Genomic DNA, 19225 nt, shown 5'->3' on the forward strand with positions numbered 1-19225 from the left:
CTGACAAGATTAGAGACGGTGATGCGGTGCCTATAAAGGGCTGTATCCTTACGTCTTATATCCAAATTGATTGATTTGGATATAACTCTTTGATTTTACGCAAATACGTCTGCCGTAATTTTTAATCAAAATTACTCGGGATTTGCGATATATCTCGCTTTTTAAAAGGAGACACTCATGCCCCGACTGTCGGTTTTTAACAGTCCTTTACTCCTTGGCTTTGACCACTTTGAACAGGTTCTTGATCGCGTGTCCAAATCTTCTGCGGAAGGCTATCCGCCCTATAATATCGAACAACTGGCACAAAACCGCCTGCGTATTTCGCTGGCTGTCGCTGGCTTTTCCATGGATGACCTGGCGGTAACAATTGAAGATAATCAATTGATGGTCCGTGGTAAAAATACGCAAGATGACAGTGATCGCATCTTCATCCATCGCGGCATTGCTGCACGCCAGTTCCAGCGCAGCTTTGTTCTGGCCGAAGGGGTGGAAGTCACCGGGGCGCGCCTTGAAAAAGGCTTGTTGCATGTGGATCTGGAACTACCGATCCCGGAAACCCAAGTGCGCCAAATCCCCATTGAAGATATGGAACGCCCACATGTCCCGACCAATGCCAAGACCATAGACGTCAAACCCGAATAAGTATATTTCACTGTTCTTATCACCAAGTCGTGATCAAAATTATAGCAAAAACAAGCTGTTTTTTGCTATAATCCGCTGTGTGAACGGGCCTGAACAACGACAGAAGGTCACGTTGGGCAGGCTCAAGGAAAACGACGACATGGTGTCGAACAGAATGGAGGCCGCCATGACCAACTATATCTTTAGCGAAGAGCACGCTCTGATCTCTTATACGCGCGAAGAAGCTTGCAAAGCTTTTGACAACGAACGTCTGGCCTATGTGGTTGAGGAAATTGTTGAAGGCACCCCTGGCTATTCAATCTACAGCGGCAGTGGTGAACATCTCGGTCATACAGATACCCGTGACATCGCCTTTGCAACCGCTTTCCAATATGACATGCATGCACTCAGCGTTCACTAACATCGCACGATATAGACGCTGTAAAGGTCCCCCGCTTCATTTAAAGCGGGGACTTTTTTGCTCTTGGGTCAGTACTAAAACAGTTCGAGGTCGTCCTCTTCTTCCTCATTCTCCCCATACAGATCCACTTCCATGAAGTTATGAGCTGTGGCACCGGGGTTATTTTTAAGTTTTTGTACCGTATCAAAGAAATGCTCAATCTCAATCGTCAAACCTTTTGAGACTTCTTCCATCGTGCTGGACGTCCCTTTCAGGTTTTCTGCATTGGCTTCGGTTTGTGCAGCCGCCCCTTCCACTTTGGTAATGGTTTCAGACATGGCGCGTGCCTCACCGGAAGCTTGTTGCGCGTTATGACTGATTTCCTTAATCGCATTGCTTTGCTGTTCAACAGCAGTTGCAATCATTTCTGCGATTTCACTGCCTTGAGCAATGATCCGACCAATGGACTTCATGGCCTCGGTCGCCTGTTGTGTGGCACTCTGGATATTATTGACCTGACTGGCAATCTGACTGGTGGCCTGCCCTGTCTGATTGGCGAGATTTTTCACTTCACTGGCAACAACGGCAAACCCCTTGCCAGCCTCCCCCGCACGTGCGGCTTCAATGGTGGCGTTTAACGCCAGCATATTGGTTTGTCCGGCGATATCATTAATCAAATTAATCACCTGACCAATTTCATTTGAAGCCTCGCTTAACCCTGAAACAAGATGGTTGGTTTGTTCAACTTGCGAGACAGCCTGATTTGTCACATCGCGTGATTGCACCACCTTATTGGCAATCTCATCAATGGAAACATCCAGTTCTTCTGCATTTTGAGCCACCGTTTCTACATTTTGGCTGGCTTCATTTACCGCTGCGGCCACCGTATCAGCATATTCGGTAGTCTGCTGGGCATTCACAAACATGGTATTGGCCATGGACATCATATCAATCCCGACCTCTTTCATCGACGCGAGCAAAGGTATTGTGGCACAGTCAAATAAATCAATCGCATCATTTCGACGGGCTTGGCGCTCTTTGGATGCTTCTTGATGCATCTCATGATAAATAGACAGCGCAAGGTCCATATCGAGAAAAGCCGCCTTATTGACCGCATCAACAAGGGGGGCCGCTTTTGCCGGATTACGTTTACAGCCCTTCAAAATCACACGGCTTAGGCTGCTCAGAACCTTGCAATAGCCACCTAAATACCAGGTTTGTTCCAGTCCGATACGATAATGTGCAGCTGCAACCATGCGGGCACGCTCTTCATACGCCGTATCAAACTCGCCACGAAAAAGGGCTTCCCAATGGGCGAACTGTGTTTTTTTCAGGACCGGAACCCGCTCTGCTCCCCCAACCTTTTCCGCCAGAAAAGGAAAAGCAACCACATGTGCATAAAACTCTTCCAGCACACTGTCTAAATGAGGTTCCAGTAAATGCCATGCTTCACGCATGGCCGTACAGGCATGCTGGTCGATCCCTAAAAACGCCAAGCGTTCTTGAAGGGAAACCGTGGCTTGAGCCATCTGTCTGTTCCTTTGATATCTATCCCAATTGATAAATAGCAAAAATTACAGATTGTACAAAGCGTTAATGCTGAACAAGGATATTAAACTAAAGGTTAAAAGCCTTTCAATAATACTCTTTTAAAACAACTCAAGATCATCTTCACTGCCCTGTGCAGCTTCTTCTTCCAAATCTATTTTCATAAAATTGGGTTGCGTGGCATTGGGGTTATTTTTCAACTGTTGGACGGTATCAAAGAAATGTTCAATTTCAATCGTCAGACCTTTGGAAGCCCCTTCCATGCTGCTGGATGTCCCCTTTAGGTTTTCGGCATTGGCCTTGGTTTGCAAGGCGGCATTGCCGACTTTCACAATTGTCTTGGCCATCGCCGTTGTGCCTTGCGCGGCTTCATGGGCGTTATGGGAAATTTCCTGAATGGCACTGCTTTGCTGTTCCACCGCACTGGCAATGGTCTCAGCAATATCGCTGCTTTGATTAATGATCGCATTAATGCTTTCCATAGCCCCGGTTGCCTGATGGGTTGCGGTTTGAATGTTCCCCACCTGGGCTGCGATCTGGCTGGTGGCCTGTGCAGTTTGCTTGGCAAGGTTCTTAACCTCACTTGCCACAACTGCAAAGCCCTTACCCGCCTGACCGGCGCGTGCAGCCTCAATCGTTGCATTCAGGGCCAGCATATTGGTTTGTCCAGCAATATCATTGATCAGATTAACCACCTGACCAATTTCATTTGAGGCATCGCTCAAGCCAGAGACCAATTGGTTTGTGGTTTCAACCTGCGTCACAGCCTCTCCTGTGATTTGTTTGGATTGTACGACCTTATTGGCAATTTCATGAATGGCAACGGTTAACTCTTCTGCATTTTGGGCCACGGTATCCACATTTTGGCTGGCTTCATTGGCCGCTGTTGCCACCGTGTCGGCATAATCGCTGGTCTGGTTTGCGTTCATAAACATGGTGTTTGCCATGGACATCAAATCAATTCCAGCCTCTTTCATCGAACCCAAAATCGGTGTTGTGGCACAATTAAACAGTTCAATGGCTTCGTTGCGCCGCATCTGGCGATCACGTGATGCCTGAGCATGCATGTCATGGTAAATGGACAAGGCCAAATCCATATCCAGAAAGACTGCTTTATTCACCACATTAATCAATTCCGCAGCCTTGAGCGCATTGCGTTTATGGGTCTTGGCAATGATTTCGCACAAACGATTAAGAACAAGACAATAGCCCCCCATATACCAGTTTTGATCCAGCCCAATCCGGTAATGAGTTTCCCCAACGGTTCGCACACGCGCCATATAGCTCTCGTCAAATTCACCGGAAAACAAAGCCTGCCAATGGCCGCCTTGCGCTTTTTTCAATCCGGTAATGCGATCTGGAGAACCGATTTTTTCCTGTAAAATCGGTTGCGTTGTCACATGGGCATAAAATTCTTCAAGCACATAATCCAGCTGCGGTTCAATCACCCGCCATGCATCACATAAACGGGCCCGTGAAATATCATCAAGGCGCAGGAATTCCATTCTTTCCTGAATTGAGACCGGGTTTTGTGCCATCTCAGCTGTCCTTATTACTTCTAATTGCTTCGCTGGAGCGCACTCAACTTGCAATTAATAACCATTCTTAATTTCTTATAGATATCAAAAATGAAGAAGCAATTAAAGGGGAAAATCAATACAATTGTATGTCATCAAAGCATTACATGCCTACACTACGATATACCCTTCTATCAAAAAATCGCATTAGAAAGCTATTTTCTACTTTTATTTGTCTCTTCTTTACCTATAATTCATTCAAATTTTACATAAATTACGAGAATGGCAAATGACGTTACCCAGTGCCTGGACTACAGAACCCACAATCACAGCCCTTTCAGACGCCCCTATCAAAGAACAGCTGGCTGATAACGATAAGTTCCGCCTGACCCGTACCATGGGTCCGGTGCTGGATATTTTGCGCCATAAAAACACCCAAACCCCTCTTTCCGTTGCGGTATACGGCACTTGGGGCAGCGGTAAGTCCACCGCCATGCATTGGCTGGCCGAAGGGCTGGAAGAATGGAATTCCCGCATTGTTCCGTTAAATGATGATATTCCCGATACAGATCACCATTGGCCCCATGTTCTCCCGGTGAATTTCTATCCATGGAAATATTCCACCAAGGAAGATGTCTGGCGTGGCTTGATTGTCGAAATTATTCTGGCCTGCATCAAACACCGTGATAGCAACAGCAAAACCATTGGCGAAGTCATCAGCAAGTTTTCCGGTTTTCTGGGCAGTAAACTCACCACCGCACTCAGTGCCCTGAAATTAAAAGGGGAGTTAATGGGGGTCAAAGGGGAAATTGATGTCAAACAGCTGATCAAGGTTTTTGAAAATGAAGATATCAGCCCGGAAACCGCCTATCTCAATGCATTTGAGCATACTTTTGAAAAATGGGTGGGGGAATTCATAAAGCCCACAGATAATGAATGGGAAGGTCCCAAACAATATCGTCTGGTTGTGTTTATTGATGATCTGGACCGCTGCCTGCCCGATGTCGCTTTGCAGGTTCTCGAAGCCCTTAAACTCTACCTCAATATCCCCGGACTGGTCTTTGTACTGGGACTGGATGAAAGTGTCGTCAAGCAACAGATTAAAAAATACTATAAAGACCTTGGCGTTGGGGAAGAGAAATCCAAATATTATCTCGCCAAAATGTTTCAGGTCGAAGTGACCATGGACCCACATGAGGGCCTTGTCAGTAAATATGTCAAGCAACTGATCAGCGAAGAGGAATGGCGCAGCCTTGGCATTGACCCTAACGGCTTGGAAAAAGATATTTTCATTAATGTCATTCGCCATCTGGGCGAACATTCCCCCCGTGAAACCAAGCGTCTGGTTAATTCTACACTGATGCAGGCCCGTGGTGCACAGATGATCCTGAAAGATTTCCCCGACCCCAGTGTTGAACTCAGCGTAACACAAGCCATTCAAATTCATCTGATCGAAGAGGTCTTGCGCCGCAATTACCCAGACCAAAACAAGTGGTTGAGACGACGTGACACCCAAACCTTCTTTATCAACTGGGCGGCTGAAATCAGTGAGGAAGACAGCGAACCCTACGAATATAAAGAAACAGACATCGAAGCCAAGCTGCGTAAAGACTCACTCTTGCAACAGCTGATGGGGATTACTCCTTTCCCCGAAGCAAAACAGCTTGAATCTCTGCAATCAAGTGCAAAAATTGATACGGACCTGAAAGCGCGTATTGAAGAACAAATTGACATGTCCTGGGAAGACGCTGAAGAAAACGACTTTAAGGATATTACCACACTCAACTTTAGAAATGCGTCTTTTGAAAATTGGGCTGCTTTATTCAAACTTAAATACTTAGAAGAACTGACTTTATGGGGCAGTAATTTCGCAGCCTTTGAAAAGCTTAGGAATTTCCCATACCTAACAGTACTCGACTTGGATGAATGCCTGATTTCAGATGGTCGTATACTGACAGAACTCCCCAAGCTCAAACGTCTCTATATTCGCAGAAGTCATATTCAGAATTTAGATTTCCTGCAACAAATGCCGTACTTGCGAACTCTTGGCTTTTCTGAGCATGTCACAATAAAAGCCGATACATTCAGTGCGTCAAAAAATCTGGTCTCTCTGAATCTATCAAACATCGTTACAAAAGATCTAAACTTTTTAGAGCAACTCCCACATGTCACACGAATATTCTTAAGCCGTTCCAAGGTTCAAGATTATTCACAGATCAAATATCTAAAGAACCTACGTCTTTTAAGACTTGGTTCCAGTTCAATATCAGACATTACTCCCCTTCAGGATTTACATAATCTACAGAAATGTACATTACCTAAAAAGTTTGAAGATGATCCAATTTGTGAAATCATTCGAGACAACAATCCCGATATTGAACTAGAGTTTAGGGGCTAAACAGAAAAAGCCCTTCCGCAATATCATGCGGAAGGGCTTTTCTTTTGGTTCGGATAGGCTGTTGACTTATTCGCCAGCCGCCATGTAATCCGGCATCCAGTTTTCGTGCAGGTCTTTAAGTTCTGCAACACCAACAGATTCACCGCCAAGGATCACATCTGTGCCCCCGGTTCTACCGATGATGTTGGCTGTGACGCCCGCTTTACCTGCTTTGATCACAAAAGCATCAGCCTGATCAGCAGGAACCGTCACAATATAGCGGCCCTGGTCTTCACCAAACAGCCATGCATAGGCATGTTCCACATTGGTTGGAATTTCAATATCACAACCAATGTTACCTGCCATCGCCATTTCAGTGACAGCCACGGCAATACCGCCATCAGAAATATCGTGACAGGTATTCACCCCGCCCAAAATTTCATCGCGCACGAAATTACCGTTTTTCAGCTCAACATCCAGATTTACCGGCGGTGGTGCACCTTCTTCACGGCCACACAGGATTTCAAGGTAGCGTGACGCCCCGAGCCAACCTGTTGTTTCACCGATCACAACAATCGCCTGATTATCTTCTTTAAACGCCACAGTTGCCGCATCATCCACATTCTGGATCAAGCCAACCGCACCCAATGTCGGTGTCGGCAAAATGCCTGTCCCGTTGGTTTCGTTATACAAAGACACGTTACCGGAAACGATTGGATATGTGAGTGCACGACATGCCTCGCCAATCCCTTCGATACAGCCCACAATCTGACCCATGATTTCCGGGCGTTCCGGATTGCCAAAGTTCAGGTTATCGGTCACAGCCATCGGTTTTGCACCCACGGCTGTGATGTTACGATAAGTTTCCGCAACGATTTGCTTACCGCCTTCATGCGGGTCCTGGTAGCAATAACGCGGTGTACAGTCAGATGTTACAGCCACACCTTTGGTGGAACCATGCACACGAACGATGGCAGAATCACCACCCGGACGGGCAACCGTATCGCCCATAACCATATGGTCATACTGTTCCCAAATCCAGCGCTTGGAGGCAAAGTTCGGATGACCAATCAGTGTTTTAAGCGCATCAATACGGCCCACACCACTTTCCACATCACCCGCTTTCACAACAGCCGGCTTTTCGGTTTTCACCCACGGGCGGTCATATTCAGGGGAGGCCAGTGCCAGCGGATCAATCGGCAGATCGCCAACCACTTCACCATGCCATTTCAGAACCATATTGCCCGTATCGGTCAGCTTACCGATCACGGCAAAATCAAGGTCCCATTTGTCCATCACAGCCTTGGCAACATCTTCCATACCCGGCTTCAAGATCACCAGCATACGCTCTTGTGATTCTGACAGCATCAGTTCGTAAGGTGTCATGCCTTCTTCGCGCATGGGGACTTGGTCAAGCTCCAGCTCAACACCCACGCCGCCTTTAGAGGCCATTTCGAAAGAAGAAGACGTCAGACCCGCAGCACCCATATCCTGAATGGCAACGATAGAGCCTGTTTTCATCAGCTCAAGAGTGGCTTCGATCAACAGTTTTTCCGTGAACGGGTCACCCACCTGTACAGTTGGACGCTTCTCTTCTGAATCCTCAGTAAATTCGGCAGAGGCCATAGTCGCCCCGTGGATACCGTCACGGCCTGTTTTGGAACCGAAATACACAACCGGGTTACCCACACCAGCCGCAGCAGAATAGAAGATGTTATTCTTATCCGCCAAGCCAACAGCCATGGCGTTTACCAGGTTGTTGCCGTTGTAAGACTTGTGGAATTCACATTCCCCGGCCACTGTTGGGACACCTACACAGTTACCGTAACCGGAAATCCCTTCAACAACACCGCTGACAAGGTGACGTGTTTTTTCATGGTCCGTGTCACCGAAACGCAGGGCGTTTAGGTTACAGATCGGGCGCGCGCCCATAGTGAATACATCACGCAAGATACCGCCAACACCTGTTGCCGCGCCTTGATAAGGCTCGATATAAGACGGGTGGTTGTGAGATTCCATTTTAAAGATGATGGCATCGTCATCGCCGATATCAATGATACCTGCATTTTCACCCGGACCACAGATGACCCATGGGGCTTCTGTCGGCAGGGTTTTCAGCCATTTTTTGGACGATTTGTAAGAACAGTGTTCTGACCACATGACAGAGAAAATGCCAAGCTCGTTCAGGTTCGGCTCACGGCCCATAATCTCAAGGCAGAGCTTCCATTCGTCTTCGGAAAGACCGTGTTCAGCGACGATTTCAGGTGTGATCTGGCTCATGACAGCGCCTCCACAAGTGCATCAAACATCGGCTTACCATCTGTCCCACCCAGCTGTGCATCCACCAGACGCTCAGGGTGCGGCATCATGCCGAGTACGTTTTTATTTTCGTTGAAGATACCCGCAATGTTGTTGCGTGAACCATTGATGTTCGCTTCATCGGTGACATTACCCGCTTCATCGCAATAACGGAAAGCCACCTGGCCATTACCTTCAATGGCTGCCAATGTTTCATCATCGGCAAAGAAGTTACCGTCATGGTGGGCCACCGGAATGCGGATGGTCTGACCAGCACTATATTTATTAGTAAAGGCTGTATCTGCGTTTTCCACCTTCAGGTTTACATCTTTACAGATGAAACGCAGTTTGGCGTTGCGCATCAACACACCCGGCAAAAGACCAGCTTCTGTCAGGATTTGGAAACCGTTACAAACACCGAGAACGCGCACGCCTTGTTCTGCTTTTTTCACCACTTCACGCATGATCGGTGAATGGGCAGACATGGCGCCACAACGCAGGTAGTCCCCGTAAGAGAACCCGCCCGGTACGGCGATAAAATCAACGTCCGGCAATTCCGTTTCTTTGTGCCAGACCATCTCAGGGGCAGTCCCTAAGGAATGTTCAATCCCGACCAGCATATCGCGGTCACAGTTTGAACCCGGAAAAACAATTACAGCGGCTTTCATGGAAAGACCTTTTCCCTCTTGTGTCCCCCTGCGAAGGCAGGGGCCTAGGTTCCTGCTTTCACAGGAACACAATTCTTAATTACTCAACGATTTCAACGTCGAAGTTTTCGATCACTGTGTTGGCCAGCAGTTGCTTACACATGTTTTCGATATTCTCTTTGGTCTTTTCCGCTTCGTCGTTCAGTTCCAGCTCGATATATTTACCGATACGAACTTCGCCAACACCTGCGAAACCAAGGGTACCGAGGGCATGTTCAACCGCCTTGCCTTGTGGGTCAAGAACGCCGTTTTTAAGGGTCACGTGGACTTTAGCTTTCACTGTGCTTTTCCTTCACTAGATTTAAAGCAAGAAAAAGGCCCAGAAATCGGGCCTTTTGAGAGTCAAAATTATTGTACGGTATCCGGGCCTTTGTGGTCACCGGGGCCATCACCTTCGGGCTCAATGCCAAGACGACGGGCTACTTCCTGATAGGCTTCACCGACACCGCCAAGGTCTTGACGGAAACGGTCTTTATCCATTTTCTCACCGGTTTCTGCATCCCACAGGCGGCAGTTGTCCGGGCTGAATTCATCGGCTAAAACCAGACGCATCTGATCACCTTCATAAACGCGACCAAATTCCAGTTTGAAATCCACCAGTTGGATACCAATGGCGGCAAACATACCAGACAGGAAATCATTGATGCGCAGCGCCATGCCGGTCATCTCTTCCAGTTCCATCGGGTTTGCCCAGCCAAATGCGGTGATATGCTCTTCAGACACGATCGGGTCACCCAGTGCATCGTCTTTATAATAATATTCAACGATAGAGCGCGGCAGGCGTGTGCCGTCTTCGATCCCGAGTCGCTTGGTCAACGAGCCTGTTGCGATGTTACGCACGACCACTTCCAACGGCACAATCTCACACTGGCGCACCAGCTGTTCGCGCATATTAAGGCGGCGAATAAAATGTGTTGGAATGCCAAGATCGGCAAGTTTGGTAAATACATATTCGGTAATGCGGTTATTCAACACGCCTTTACCTGTGATGGTGCCTTTCTTTTCTGCGTTAAACGCAGTCGCATCATCTTTAAAATACTGAACGACGGTCCCCGGTTCCGGCCCTTCAAAAAGAACCTTTGCCTTGCCTTCATAAATCTGGCGGCGACGTGCCATGGCAATCATCCTGCTATAAGAGATAAAGTCGGGCCATCCTATAGCAGGACTCACTCTTCGGGGCAATGGGTAGAAGACAATTTTCCCCCAGCCCCTAATCATCTGAGCCAAAAATAAGGATCATGTATCTCCATTTTGCCTTATCCTTCTTGAATTGGACTTATGCGAAAAAAGTGGAGTGCGTCTCATTGGAGCCGTTCCCTAAAACTGGAGAGCACCTTCTGTTAAACTGAGATTTACAGGAGGAATAAATGAGTCTCAAAAAATCAGATGAATTTAAACGTGAAGCTATCCAACTTGCTTTGACAAGCGGTCTGTCTCGCAAACAAGTTGCTGCCGACCTTGGCATTGGCATGTCCACATTGAATAAATGGGTCGCCCAGCATAAACATGACGACCTGATGTCTGGTCCGCACGACGACCTGCATAAAGAACTTGTCCGTCTTCGAAAAGAGAACCGTATTTTGCGAGAAGAGAGGGAAAATCTAAAAAAGGCGACGGAATTCTTTGCGAGGCAAAAACGATGAGGTTTTGGTTTATTGAAAAAATAGAGGTGAGCACCCGCTTCATCTTCTATGCAACGCATTTAATGTCAGTATCAGTGGCTATTATGATTGGTGGAACCGCCCTATGTCACAGCAGCAACATGATGATTGGGTTTTGCTGACTAACATTCGTACGACCCATAAAGAAACTTATCAATCTTATGGACGTTAACGCATGACGGATGAACTTCGAGGTCTTGGCTTTACAGTCAGTGAAAAACGTGTCGCCCACTTGATGAAAGATAATGATATCAAAGTAATACGTACACATGCCTTCAAGAAGACGACAGACAATGACCATAATTTTAATGTGGCACCGAACCTGTTGGACGGAGATTTTACAACGACAGGGCCAAATCAAAAATGGGCGGGTGTTTGCGAAGCTGGCGGAACGCCACATCAGTTATATCAAGACGGCAGAAGGTTGGTCTATTTAGCTATGGTGATTGATCTCTATTCTCGCCGTGTCGTTGGTTGGGCAACCAGCAAACGGCTGAAACGCAAATTGATGATAGATGCACTGCAACGGCTATTGCTTTGCGTCAGCTACCAGAAGGCGTGATTTGCCATTCAGATCGCGGCAGTCAATATTCCAAGAACGGCTGAGGAAACATAGCTTCAAGGCTTCTATATCAGGCAAAGGCAATTGTTATGACAATGCCGCTGTCGAAACCTTTTTCAAATCATTGAAAGCTGAATTAATCTGAAGAATGAAATTGCAGACACGGGAACAAGCGGAAAAAGGGTGGTGTCCGATCTTCCGTGTAAATGACCGCTTAAGTTCACTTTTCCATCCTCAATATATTGAGGATGGAAAACGGTCTTCGAACAGGACGGCAAACTGGTTGAGAGCCTGTTTCCATGTTCGAGTGGGTATGGTCCACTTTTTTGAGGCATTTTTCAAGGCCAGATACAACAACTTGGTCGCCGCCTCGTCATTGGGAAAGTGGCCCCTGTTTTTTATGATTTTTCTCAAGGACATATTCAGCAACTGTATTAATCAGTTTGCCACTCTGATTTCTGAAGCACCATGGCATTTGCAATTGTTGCCAGCTTTCGAGCTGCTGCAATAACGCAAACTTTATGCGGTTTTCCAGCAGACTTAAGGCGTGCAAAGAAGGTTTTTATCTTCGGGTTATGCCATGAAGCGACTAATGCAGCTTGATAAAGAACGTCACGAACCTGTTTTCGCCCGCCAGACATAAAACGCTTTCCTTTATATTTCCCGCTATCTCGTGCGATAGGAGCGATACCACATAAACAGGCAATTTGTTTATCTGAGGCCGTTCCAAGTTCGGGAAGGAAGGCCAGAAAACTTGCACTGAGGACAGGGCCAACGCCGGGGATCGATTGCAAAATACGATCCTTTTCTTCAAGGTCATGATTCTCATGAATGAGCGTTGTGATCATAGCGTTTAAATTGGAAATCTGGTTATTTAGAAACTGGATATGAGCCTTGTCCAATTCTTCAAGGTCTTCTTCCTGCTGTTGTCGAGATTGGCATTTTAATGCAGCCCTTACTTTAATGAGTTGATGACGTTTTGCCATTAACCTATTGAGCCTCAATACATTATCAGATGGAAGGGAACGGCCTGAATTTGGGTTTTCCTGTATAAAACGGCAAATGATTTTGGCATCAATGCGATCTGTTTTTGCAATTTGAGCTTTGGAACGGGCAAAAGATCTTACTTGAGCGGGAGGGACTTGACGAACATGAAAACCCGCTTTGTGAAGAACTTTCCAGAAGGCCACTTCATAGCCTCCCGTGGCTTCCATGGCAATGAGCGTATTGGATTTGATTTCCTCAAGGCCATCAATAAGCTCTTGCAATCCGATTGCTGTGTTGGGGATGGATAAAATTTTGGAGGAATGACTAAAAGCAACGAGGCATTCATATTTCCCAACATCAATGCCGACAAAATAATTGAAATGTGCCATACTTCTTTCTCCTTCTTGTGCTCCGGGATCAAGGTCCCAATCAACTGTTCGAGATATGAAGAAGGTGGAGTTACCTTGCTGACTAACGAGGTCTAAGCCTCAAGGCTCTAACGGCAAACTCCACCCATAGTAGCCCTTGGCCAAGGGCTACTATGGGCATAAGTCTAACAAATTTTAAATACACAAGGCTCTCAATCGCGTTGGTCGTATAGATGATTTTGCGGATTTCTTCAGGATAGGCAAAAAACGGAATGACATGCTCCCAGTTATTTCGCCATGATTTGGCGATAGAGGGGAACTTTCCGCCCCATTTCTCCTCAAATTCATCCAGCCTGAGAGCGGCGTCTTCAGCCGTATTGGCCCGATAGACCCCTTTCAAATCGGTGGCGACCGCTTTTTTCTCTTTCCAGCCGACAAAGTTCAGGGAATTGCGGATCATATGGACGACGCAAGTCTGGACCTGTGTGTCAGGGAAGGCGGCGTTGATGGCCTCTGGAAAGCCTTTTAGACCATCCACGACAGCAATAAAGACGTCGTTCACACCTAGGTTCTTGATGTCATTCATCACCCTAAGCCAGAACTTAGCCCCTTCGGTTTGTTCAATCCACAGGCCGAGAACCTCTTTCTGGCCTTCCATCGTAAAGCCCAGAGCCAAATAAACCGCCTTGTTGCGAACCGTACCTTCATCACGGATTTTGACCCGTAGGGCATCAAAGATGATAACAGGATAAACCGCATCAAGAGGGCGGCTTTGCCAGTCTCGAACCTCTTCCATGACCGCATCCGTCACTGTGGAAATCAAATCCTTGGAGACCTCTACGCCATAGATTTCCTCAAGGTGCCCACGGATTTCGTTAACGCTCATGCCACGGGCATACATAGAAATAATCTTGTCATCGAAGCCGTCAAAACGACGTTGACCTTTCTTGATGATTTGTGGCTCGAACGTGGCATCGCGGTCTCTGGGCGTGGTAATTTCCATCTCGCCGTCTTCGCCGACAATGGTCTTGCGACCATGACCGTTGCGGGAATTGCCGCCATTACGCCCTGTTGGATCGCCTTTGGCATAGCCAAGGTGATCGTCCAACTCCGCATTCATCGCCCTCTCAATCAGGGCTTTCTTCAATTGTTTAAGAAGTCCATCTTCGCCCATCAAGTCTTGTGGGTTCTCAACGGATGCTAAAAGCTCATCGAGCAGTTCTTTCTTGATAACCATCTTCTGGCACCTCCAAACAGGAGTTTACACGATGGCCATTTACACAGTTAATCGGATAGGCTCGGAAAAAGCCTTGTTCGGATATATTAATCGATTTTACAATCCAAAACGTCGTCATTCATACTTGGGAAATATCAACCCCATGCAATTTGAATTGAAGGCGGCCTAAGCAGAGAAGGTACTCTCCAGTTTTAGGGAACGGGTCCAATATCATACTGATCCGGGTTTCTCGAAACAGGTCACTACCTTTCCGTACAAGCCAAATTCCTTTTTGGCATGTTCTCGTGTTTGAAATTCACAAATCAGCTTTCGACGGCTTTACCCGCGAGCAGTTTTTTTGGGTTCATCAGAACCTTACGGCGGACTTCGCCTGCTTCGCCAATAGACGGGGCTTTCGTGCCATCCACAAAGATTTCCAGCCCCCCTGCATTGCCTGTGCGCAAAATCAGGCCCTGAGTTGCCGGGACTTGATATTCATCACCTTCATTCAACACTTGAGTATGAAGCACTGTACCTTGATCATTTGTCACCTGAATCCAAGCATAATCAATGGCCTTAAGCAGGACTTTTTCAGTCATGGGCTGTGGCTTGGCAGGTTGTTCTTCTTCGACATCAACAGTTGTTTCTGCTAGCGTTTCAACTTTAGGCTTAACTTCATCAACGGGCTTTTTCTCCGCCACGGCGATTTTTTCTTCAACCTTCTTTTCGACCTTTTTTACAGTCTCAGCAGGTTTCTTTTCCGCCTTTTTTGTAACTTCTTCTTTTTTCTTTTCTACAACGGCTTTTGTCTTTTCAACTGTTTCCTGCTTCTTTTTCTCAACAGGCTTTTTGACAGTCTCTTCGACTTTCTTTTCAATCTTTTTCTCTGGCTTTTCCTCAACCTTTACGGTCTCAACAGGCTTGACCTCAACAGGGGCCGCAGCTTTTTCTTTTTCTTCAGCCTTTTTCACCGCTTCCATGGCTTTTTTCGCCATATCCTGAGTATCAGCTTGGCTCACGGGCTCTACGGGTTTTTCTTCAGGTTTATTTTCAGCAACCGCTTCTTCTTTCGGTTCTTCATCCACTGCCTTTTTGGTGTCTTTGACCTTATCGACCATTTCGGCAAATTTCGCTGGCAGATCCGGGACCAGCTCGGCCATGGAACGATCCTGAGAAGACAGGAAATACCAACCGCCATATGCCACCAGCAAAATCACCAAACCGATCATAATGATCGCACCGCTCGGCACACTTTGTTCGGTCACAGGAGAAGGGAACATCAGTTCAGAACGCCCTTCAAGGCCGTCAATTTCCGCCTTAAAACGGTTCACCACTTCTCCGGCATCTAGACCAAGATATTCGGCATAAGCCCGCACAAAACCCACCACATAGGTCTTGCCCGGCAGGTCTTCATAACGTCCTGCCTCAATCGCTTCAAGATAGACATAACGGATACGCAAAACATCAGAAACCGTTTGCAGTTCCTGCCCGGCGCGCTCACGCGATGTTTTCAACAGCTCACTTACACCCGGTCCGGTGTATGCGGGCTCTTGCGGTGCGTTACGACCTTTTTTAATCATGATGGTGCCTCAATCAAACCTAGTCCTTCGAACGTTACCACTATAAGCCGCCTTTATTAACAATCCGTTATTATAATTGTATTCCACGATCTTTTGCATACTGGCGCAAAACCGGGCGCAAGCTATGAAGCGGCTTGCCTATTTGTTCCTTAATGAAACCTTCCACTTCCCCCAAATTCAGCGACCGGATCATCATTTTCACCGGGCCAACAGAAGGGGCCGTCATGGATAAACGCCTAAAACCGATCGCCAGCAAAGCCAAAGCATCCAGCGGTCGCCCCCCCATTTCCCCACACAGGCTAAGCCGTACATTGGCCGCCGTACATTTATCAACCACACAAGACAGGGCATTCAACACGGCCGGGGCCAAAGTATCATAGCGCGAAGACAAGCGTGGATTGCCCCGATCAACCGCAAACAGGAACTGGAAAAGATCGTTTGACCCGACCGACAGAAAATCAATTTCTGTCAATAAATGGTCCAGTTGGAAGAGTAAAGAAGGCACTTCCAACATCACCCCGACATTCACACGCGAAGGCAAACGGTGCCCCTTAATGCTTTCGCGTTCAATCTCCATATCCAGAAGACGACGTGCCTGCATAAATTCAGCAACTTCTGCCACCATGGGGAACATGACATTCAGTTCACGCCCCCCAGCAGCACGGATCAAACTGCGCAATTGCTGACGCAGCAAATAGGGGCGATCCAAGGTCACACGGATAGCACGCCAGCCCATGGCCGGGTTTTCTTCGCCATGATCATCCCAATAAGGCAGCACCTTATCCCCACCAGCATCCAGCGTGCGAAACACCACCGGGCGACCTTCGGCTTCATCGAGAATTTTGCGATAAAGCGCCACTTGCGATTCCACACCGGGAATGTCTGAGCGTGCCATAAAAGGAATTTCAGTGCGATAAAGCCCAACACCTTCTGCCCCAACTTCCTTAAGCTGTTCCAAATCCACCAGCAGGCCCGCATTCACATTCAGCGAAACATCCACCCCATCTTGAGTGCGTGCAGGTTTGTCACGCAGGGATGCATAGAGCGCTTTTTGACGCAAACGCGCTTTTACATTTTGTTTAAAGGCTGCAAGAACATCATCACCGGGGCGAATGAACACCTGTTTATTGTTGCCATCCACCACAATCGGATCAGCAGCTTCAATACGCTTAAGCGCCCCTTTAACCTGCCCCATCACCGGGATATCAAGGGCACGTGCAATGATCGCCACGTGTGAGGTAGCAGAGCCTTCTTCCAGAACAAGGGCACGCAGGCGGGTGCGGTCATAATCCAGCAGTTCCGCCGGCCCCATGTTGGAGGCAATCAAAACCGCATGTTCCGGAATATCGTCTGGGGAGATTTTTTCCACCCCGACCAGATGCTGCAACAAGCGGTTTGCTAAATCTTTCAGGTCATTGACCCGTTCGCGCAAATACGGGTCCTGCACCTGAGACATGCGCGCTTCGGTATCATCATGAACCTTTTGCACTGCGGCTTCTGCAGTCAGGCCGGACTTAATGGCCTCGCGAATGCGGCCCAACCAGCCCGCATCTTCGGCAAACATGCGATAGGTTTCTAAAATATCGCGGTGTTCGTCATCCATGCTTTCAGATGACTGCAACATATCATCGAGCGCCCCATGCATTTCACTGAGGGCTTGGCGCAGGCGTTCCAGTTCCGCATCCGGGTCTTCGGCAACGAATTTGCTGATGATCACACGCGGTTCATGCAAGACCGCCTCACCCATGCCGATGCCCGCATTCAGCGTTGAACCTTCCAGACGCAACGGCAACATGGCGATGCCGTCTGTGGGCAGGGTCTCTTCTTTATTAACCAGTTCCCCGCCACCCACCAGCTCGCTGATGATCATCGCGACGGTTTGCAGGGTTTCGACTTCTTCGTCGGTGTAATGGCGCTTGGTCTGGTTTTGCACCACCATAACGCCGAGGACGCGAGAGGCGCGAATAATCGGCACGCCCATCATGGAACGATAAAGTTCTTCCCCTGTTTCCGGGCGATAGGCAAATTGCGGGTGATCAGAAGCTTCCGCCAAATTCAGCGGACGGGCTGAGGCTGCAATGGTCCCCACAATCCCCTCGCCCACACGCAGGCGGGTCAAATGGACCGCATCGGTCTTCAACCCTTGCGTGGCAAACAGTTCCAGAACTTCACCTGCACGCATGATATAGATAGAACAAACTTCGGCAACCAGATCGGCTGCGACAATGTTTGTCACCAGTTGCAGACGTGTTTCAGCCGTCGCATCCGCCTGCATCACAGAGCGCAAACGCGATAAAATCCCCATAGGGGCGGCATGTGTACGTCCGGGTATCATGCGTCCAGTTACAGATTAAGCCGATTGGCGCGTATCCAAAACGGCACACGCTTGCTCGACCAGCTCCTCCAGAATTTCAGAAATAGGCTGTTCTTTCTTGACCATACCAACGGACTGGCCTGCCATCACAGAACCAAATTCAACATCCCCGTCAATGGCCGCACGTTTCAGTGCACCTGCCCAGAAATGCTCAATTTCCAACTGAGCATCATTTTTCTCCAGATCGCCATTATTGAATTTTTCAATAACCTCACGCTGGGTTTTCATGAATTCTTCTGTGCCTTTATTGTTCAGGGCACGTACCGGGATCACCGGGAAGTTCGGGTCAATCTGAACCGTTGTCATGGCATCTTTCGCACCCGCGCGAATGAAAGCCTTCTTGAAGTTTTCATGCGCAATACATTCTTCGGCACAAACAAAACGCGTGCCCATCTGAACACCCGCAGCACCCATTTCAAGGTAAGACAACATGGCTTCACCACGGCCAATACCACCGGCAACAAAGATCGGCACATCTTTGATCTGCGGCAGGATTTCTTGGGCAAGAACAGACGTCACAACCGGGCCGATATGACCACCAGCTTCTGCGCCTTCAATGACCAGCGCATCAGCACCATTGCGGATCAAACGTTTTGCCAAAACCAGCGCCGGGGAGAAACAAATCACCTTTGCACCGAAATCCTTGGCTTGTTTGATAGAGGCCGCAGACGGCAGACCACCAGCGAGTACCACGTGAGAAACTTCATGTTCTTTACAGACATCAATCAGTTGATCAAGCTGGGGGTGCATGGTGATCAGGTTCACCCCGAACGGTTTGTCTGTCAGGGCCTTGGTGGCTGCGATTTCTTCAGACAGAAGGTCTGGTCCCATCGAGCCACCGGCAATGACGCCGAAGCCACCTGCATTAGACAGGGCAGAAACCAGATTTCTTTCCGAAATCCAGGACATCGCCCCACCCAGAATGGCATAGTCGCAACCCAAGAAGTCACGGCCACGTTGCCACAGTTTATCCAATGATTGTTTGGCAGCTTCGCTCATCATCTTATCC

At 48.0% G+C, this 19225-nt stretch carries 15 protein-coding genes and 2 pseudogenes; 5 read left to right on the forward strand and 12 right to left on the reverse strand.

Annotated elements, in window-relative coordinates; translation table 11 throughout:
* Positions 1-177 precede the first annotated feature (177 nt).
* Entirely contained in the window at positions 178-642 is a 465-nt protein-coding gene (locus E4K71_RS12305) for an Hsp20 family protein (protein ID WP_135079994.1), read from the forward strand.
* A gap of 139 nt (positions 643-781) precedes the next feature.
* Entirely contained in the window at positions 782-1042 is a 261-nt protein-coding gene (locus tag E4K71_RS12310; protein ID WP_135079996.1) for a DUF1150 family protein, read from the forward strand.
* Between the two features lie 74 nt (positions 1043-1116).
* Here E4K71_RS12310 and E4K71_RS12315 read toward each other — a convergent pair whose 3' ends face one another.
* Complete coding sequence (locus E4K71_RS12315; RefSeq protein WP_135079998.1) at positions 1117-2550, reverse strand: globin-coupled sensor protein; 1434 nt, start codon at positions 2548-2550, stop codon at positions 1117-1119.
* Positions 2551-2670: 120 nt separating this feature from the next.
* The gene (locus E4K71_RS12320; RefSeq protein WP_135080000.1) at positions 2671-4107 is read right to left on the reverse strand and encodes a globin-coupled sensor protein; all 1437 of its coding nucleotides are present in this window, start codon (positions 4105-4107) and stop codon (positions 2671-2673) included.
* Positions 4108-4375: 268 nt separating this feature from the next.
* On the opposite strand from E4K71_RS12320, the gene E4K71_RS12325 reads away from it, so the two are divergent.
* On the forward strand, positions 4376-6484 hold the full coding sequence (locus E4K71_RS12325) for a P-loop NTPase fold protein (RefSeq protein ID WP_135080002.1): 2109 nt from the start codon (positions 4376-4378) through the stop codon (positions 6482-6484).
* Between the two features lie 66 nt (positions 6485-6550).
* Here the strand turns inward: E4K71_RS12325 and purL are convergent, their stop codons facing one another.
* From purL to purC, 4 genes are all read right to left on the reverse strand, one after another.
* On the reverse strand, positions 6551-8743 hold the full coding sequence (gene purL / locus E4K71_RS12330) for a phosphoribosylformylglycinamidine synthase subunit PurL (RefSeq protein ID WP_135080004.1): 2193 nt from the start codon (positions 8741-8743) through the stop codon (positions 6551-6553).
* Positions 8740-9429: a phosphoribosylformylglycinamidine synthase subunit PurQ gene (gene purQ, locus E4K71_RS12335; protein ID WP_135080006.1), complete on the reverse strand. Its 690-nt coding sequence runs from the start codon at positions 9427-9429 to the stop codon at positions 8740-8742. Before purQ ends, purL begins: the two co-directional genes overlap by 4 nt.
* Positions 9430-9508: 79 nt before the next feature.
* On the reverse strand, positions 9509-9748 hold the full coding sequence (gene purS, locus E4K71_RS12340) for a phosphoribosylformylglycinamidine synthase subunit PurS (RefSeq protein ID WP_135080008.1): 240 nt from the start codon (positions 9746-9748) through the stop codon (positions 9509-9511).
* Positions 9749-9816: 68 nt separating this feature from the next.
* Positions 9817-10584, reverse strand: a complete 768-nt coding sequence (gene purC / locus E4K71_RS12345; RefSeq protein WP_135080010.1) for a phosphoribosylaminoimidazolesuccinocarboxamide synthase — start codon at positions 10582-10584, stop codon at positions 9817-9819.
* A gap of 251 nt (positions 10585-10835) precedes the next feature.
* Here purC and E4K71_RS12350 point away from each other — a divergent pair, with 251 nt between their 5' ends.
* Together E4K71_RS12350 and E4K71_RS12355 are read left to right on the forward strand one after the other, a co-directional pair.
* Positions 10836-11111: a transposase gene (locus E4K71_RS12350; protein ID WP_135080012.1), complete on the forward strand. Its 276-nt coding sequence runs from the start codon at positions 10836-10838 to the stop codon at positions 11109-11111.
* A 193-nt stretch (positions 11112-11304) separates the two neighbouring features.
* On the forward strand, positions 11305-11691 hold the full coding sequence (locus tag E4K71_RS12355) for a hypothetical protein (protein ID WP_135080014.1): 387 nt from the start codon (positions 11305-11307) through the stop codon (positions 11689-11691).
* A 234-nt stretch (positions 11692-11925) separates the two neighbouring features.
* Here the strand turns inward: E4K71_RS12355 and E4K71_RS12360 are convergent.
* From E4K71_RS12360 to E4K71_RS12385, 6 genes and pseudogenes are all read right to left on the reverse strand, one after another.
* Positions 11926-12126: pseudogene (locus tag E4K71_RS12360) on the reverse strand (transposase); the annotation flags it as partial.
* Complete coding sequence (locus E4K71_RS12365; protein WP_135076099.1) at positions 12126-13067, reverse strand: IS110 family transposase; 942 nt, start codon at positions 13065-13067, stop codon at positions 12126-12128. The gene E4K71_RS12365 and the pseudogene E4K71_RS12360, both read right to left, overlap by 1 nt.
* Before the next feature lie 184 nt (positions 13068-13251).
* Positions 13252-14283 (reverse strand): annotated as a pseudogene (locus tag E4K71_RS12370) (IS256 family transposase); the annotation flags it as partial.
* Positions 14284-14585: 302 nt separating this feature from the next.
* Positions 14586-15842 (reverse strand): helix-turn-helix domain-containing protein, encoded by a 1257-nt coding sequence (locus E4K71_RS12375; RefSeq protein ID WP_135080016.1) that lies wholly within the window; start codon positions 15840-15842, stop codon positions 14586-14588.
* Positions 15843-15912: 70 nt separating this feature from the next.
* Entirely contained in the window at positions 15913-18177 is a 2265-nt protein-coding gene (ptsP, locus tag E4K71_RS12380; RefSeq protein ID WP_135080018.1) for a phosphoenolpyruvate--protein phosphotransferase, read from the reverse strand.
* A gap of 15 nt (positions 18178-18192) precedes the next feature.
* Entirely contained in the window at positions 18193-19215 is a 1023-nt protein-coding gene (locus tag E4K71_RS12385) for a nitronate monooxygenase (protein ID WP_135082065.1), read from the reverse strand.
* Between the last annotated feature and the right edge of the window lie 10 nt (positions 19216-19225).

This window comes from Terasakiella sp. SH-1, from assembly GCF_004564135.1.
GTDB lineage: Bacteria > Pseudomonadota > Alphaproteobacteria > Rhodospirillales > Terasakiellaceae > Terasakiella.

Bases quoted from the DNA above. Each gene is read 5' to 3' on its own strand.
- purQ (WP_135080006.1), bottom strand. From the start codon at position 9,429: ATGAAAGCCGCTGTAATTGTTTTTCCGGGTTCAAACTGTGACCGCGAT.
- purL (WP_135080004.1), bottom strand. From the start codon at position 8,743: ATGAGCCAGATCACACCTGAAATCGTCGCTGAACACGGTCTTTCCGAA.
- E4K71_RS12325 (WP_135080002.1), top strand. From the start codon at position 4,376: ATGACGTTACCCAGTGCCTGGACTACAGAACCCACAATCACAGCCCTT.
- E4K71_RS12355 (WP_135080014.1), top strand. From the start codon at position 11,305: ATGACGGATGAACTTCGAGGTCTTGGCTTTACAGTCAGTGAAAAACGT.
- E4K71_RS12350 (WP_135080012.1), top strand. From the start codon at position 10,836: ATGAGTCTCAAAAAATCAGATGAATTTAAACGTGAAGCTATCCAACTT.
- E4K71_RS12305 (WP_135079994.1), top strand. From the start codon at position 178: ATGCCCCGACTGTCGGTTTTTAACAGTCCTTTACTCCTTGGCTTTGAC.
- E4K71_RS12365 (WP_135076099.1), bottom strand. From the start codon at position 13,067: ATGGCACATTTCAATTATTTTGTCGGCATTGATGTTGGGAAATATGAA.
- E4K71_RS12315 (WP_135079998.1), bottom strand. From the start codon at position 2,550: ATGGCTCAAGCCACGGTTTCCCTTCAAGAACGCTTGGCGTTTTTAGGG.
- E4K71_RS12320 (WP_135080000.1), bottom strand. From the start codon at position 4,107: ATGGCACAAAACCCGGTCTCAATTCAGGAAAGAATGGAATTCCTGCGC.
- ptsP (WP_135080018.1), bottom strand. From the start codon at position 18,177: ATGATACCCGGACGTACACATGCCGCCCCTATGGGGATTTTATCGCGT.
- E4K71_RS12375 (WP_135080016.1), bottom strand. From the start codon at position 15,842: ATGATTAAAAAAGGTCGTAACGCACCGCAAGAGCCCGCATACACCGGA.
- E4K71_RS12385 (WP_135082065.1), bottom strand. From the start codon at position 19,215: ATGAGCGAAGCTGCCAAACAATCATTGGATAAACTGTGGCAACGTGGC.
- E4K71_RS12310 (WP_135079996.1), top strand. From the start codon at position 782: ATGGTGTCGAACAGAATGGAGGCCGCCATGACCAACTATATCTTTAGC.
- purC (WP_135080010.1), bottom strand. From the start codon at position 10,584: ATGGCACGTCGCCGCCAGATTTATGAAGGCAAGGCAAAGGTTCTTTTT.